The sequence below is a fragment of the Amycolatopsis sp. NPDC059021 genome, from assembly GCF_042739895.1.
GTDB lineage: Bacteria > Actinomycetota > Actinomycetes > Mycobacteriales > Pseudonocardiaceae > Amycolatopsis.
Genome location: NZ_JBHYIQ010000087.1, coordinates 1 through 2,416 on the forward strand (window position 1 = coordinate 1; position 2,416 = coordinate 2,416).

The 2,416-nt window shown below is 70.4% G+C and carries 3 protein-coding genes; 2 read left to right on the forward strand and 1 reads right to left on the reverse strand.

Features of this window, described 5'->3' with window-relative positions; genetic code table 11:
- The coding region (locus ACFWX1_RS36295; RefSeq protein ID WP_378394331.1) for an isochorismatase family protein at positions 1 to 355 on the forward strand (355 nt) is incomplete at its 5' end.
- Between the two features lie 3 nt (positions 356 to 358).
- Here ACFWX1_RS36295 and ACFWX1_RS36300 read toward each other — a convergent pair.
- Complete coding sequence (locus tag ACFWX1_RS36300; protein WP_378394332.1) at positions 359 to 1,285, reverse strand: aminoglycoside phosphotransferase family protein; 927 nt, start codon at positions 1,283 to 1,285, stop codon at positions 359 to 361.
- A 234-nt stretch (positions 1,286 to 1,519) separates the two neighbouring features.
- Here ACFWX1_RS36300 and ACFWX1_RS36305 point away from each other — a divergent pair, with 234 nt between their 5' ends.
- The gene (locus ACFWX1_RS36305) at positions 1,520 to 2,389 is read left to right on the forward strand and encodes an acetylxylan esterase (RefSeq protein WP_378394333.1); all 870 of its coding nucleotides are present in this window, start codon (positions 1,520 to 1,522) and stop codon (positions 2,387 to 2,389) included.
- Positions 2,390 to 2,416 lie beyond the last annotated feature (27 nt).

Genomic DNA, 2,416 nt, shown 5'->3' on the forward strand with positions numbered 1-2,416 from the left:
CGGCACGGGCCCGCCCGCGACACGGCTCTGGCCGGGTTTCCGGGTGCACGAGAGCGACGTACTGGCCGAGAAGTCCGCGGCGAGCGCGTTCTTCCCCGGCCGGTGCTCGTTACCGGATTCGCTGGCGCAGCGCGGAATCGACACCGTGCTGATCACCGGCACCGTCACCAACGTGTGCTGTGAATCCTCGGCTCGCGACGCGAGCGCCCTCGGCCTGCGGGTCGTCATGGTCGCGGACGCCAACGCAGCCGCGCGCGACGAGGAGCACAACGCCACGCTCCACACCATCTACCGGTCGTTCGGTGACGTCCGGTCCACCGAGGAGGTGCTCACGATGCTCGACGAGGCTGCCTGACGATCACACCTTTCGCTTATGCAGCAAGGTTTCCGCGATGAGGATCTGCGCCGGTTCCAACGCGGTCTTGCCGTCTTCGATGTCCCACAACGCGTTCTGCAGCACGCGTCCGAGCGTCCAGCCGGTGGCCCGTCGCCGGTCGAGGTCCAGCGTCTCGGTCAGCAGGTCGAAACGGCGGAGTACCGCGCGGGGCGCGTCCCCGGTCGCGACTACCTCGTCCCAGCGGTTGTCCAGCGCGGGCAGCAGGTCGAAACCGGGGTCGCCGGCGAGTGGCTCGGGGTCGATGGCCAGCCATGGTTCCCGGTGTCCGGCAAGGATGTTGTCGTAGTGCAGATCCCAGTGCAGCAGGCGGTCGCCCGGTTCGCCGAGCAGCTCGGCCACGGCGGACGCACACCTCCGCACCAGGCTCCGCTCATCCGGGTCACGCAACGCCGGAATCGCTTGCGGTGTCTGCTCCAGCATGGCGGCGGCGACGTCGGCGAGCTGCCGCAGGCCGTCCGGCGCGGGCACGGCGACGAGCCGGGCCAGCAGGTCCGCCAGGATCCGGATGGCGTCGCCGTCGTCGGACACCGAAGACAGCGGCCGGGTCTCGTCGAGCCGCTCCAGCAGCATGACGCCGGTGTCGTGGTCGTGGTCGAGCAGCCGGACGATGCCGTCGCCGTTCCAGGTCCGCAGGCCCAGCGGTGCGCCCGCGTTCTCCTCGCTGGCCTGCTGGAGCTTGAGCACGGCACGGACGCCGTCGGCGCGGGTCACCGGCAGGACGAGCGAGGCCATGCCGTGTGCGGCAGGGCCGTCCGGGCGCAGCGCCCAGCGTTCGAGGAATTCTTCCGCCTGGCGGGGCAGCGCGGCGAGCCAGGCGCGGCCGCTGTCGTCCTTGCCGTGGATAGCGGCCAGTGCTTGGGGGACGTCGATGGGCATCGACGTGTTCATGGGTTCTCCTTCGTGATTTCCGATTCGGTGGTGGCACGAAGGAGTGCTGGGGGTGCCCGGCTGCCGGGCAGGCGTCAACGCATGTCACCGACGGTACCCGAATTCGATCAAGTCCGGCCGCTGTGCTCCGTCACGACCGTCCTGGGAGATCGTTGAGCCGGTTCCCAACGGTGACGAGCCGGTCACCGCGCGATCATGGGCTGGTCCGCATCCGCGTCACAAAGGAGTGATGGCATGGCAGGCAAGCTTCGCCGGGTCCGGTGGTGGTCCGGGCTTCTCGCGATCGTCACCGTGGCCGGGCTGCTCACGGCTCCGGCCGCGTCCGGCTCGGAGACCGGGTTTCCCCCGGTCGACGGTCATTGGGCCGATCCGGGTCCGTTCCCGGTCACGACCGAAGCATTGGACGCGGCCCACACCGTGTACCGGCCCACTGCGCTCGGCGAGAACGGTTTGAAGCATCCGGTGATCGTGTGGGGCAACGGCACCGGCGCGACGCCGCCGATCTACGCCGGGCTGCTGCGGCATCTGGCGTCGCACGGGTTCGTCGTCGCCGCGGCGAACACGACGAACTCCGGGTCGGGGCGGGAGATGCTCGACGGCGCCGACGCGCTCATCGCGGAGAACGGCCGCGCGGGCAGCGAGTACTACCGGAAGATCGACACCGCGCACATCGGCGCGACCGGGCATTCGCAGGGCGGTGGCGGGGCGATCGCGGCGGGCGCCGACGCGCGGATCTCGACGACGATCCCGATCGAGCCGGGCCCGCAGGGCAGCATCGGCGCGCTGCACAGCCCGATGTTCATCCTCGGCGGCCAGGCCGACATCATCGTCTCGCCGCCGCTGCTGGTGATCCCGCGGTACAACCAGGCGACGCAGATCCCGGCGATCTACGGCGAACTGGCGGGTGCCACGCACTTCACCCCGGTAGGCGACGGCGGTGGCTTCCGCGGCGCGATCACCGCGTGGTTCCGGTTCTGGCTGATGGGCGACGAACAGGCGAGGCCGGTGTTCTTCGGCCCGGCGTCGAGCTGCCGGCTGTGCAACGACAAGGCGTGGTCGAGCGTCCGCCGCAACGCGAAGGCCCAGGCTGTCCCCGGCTCCTGACCCGGCCCGCGCGAAGTGCGTTTAGCC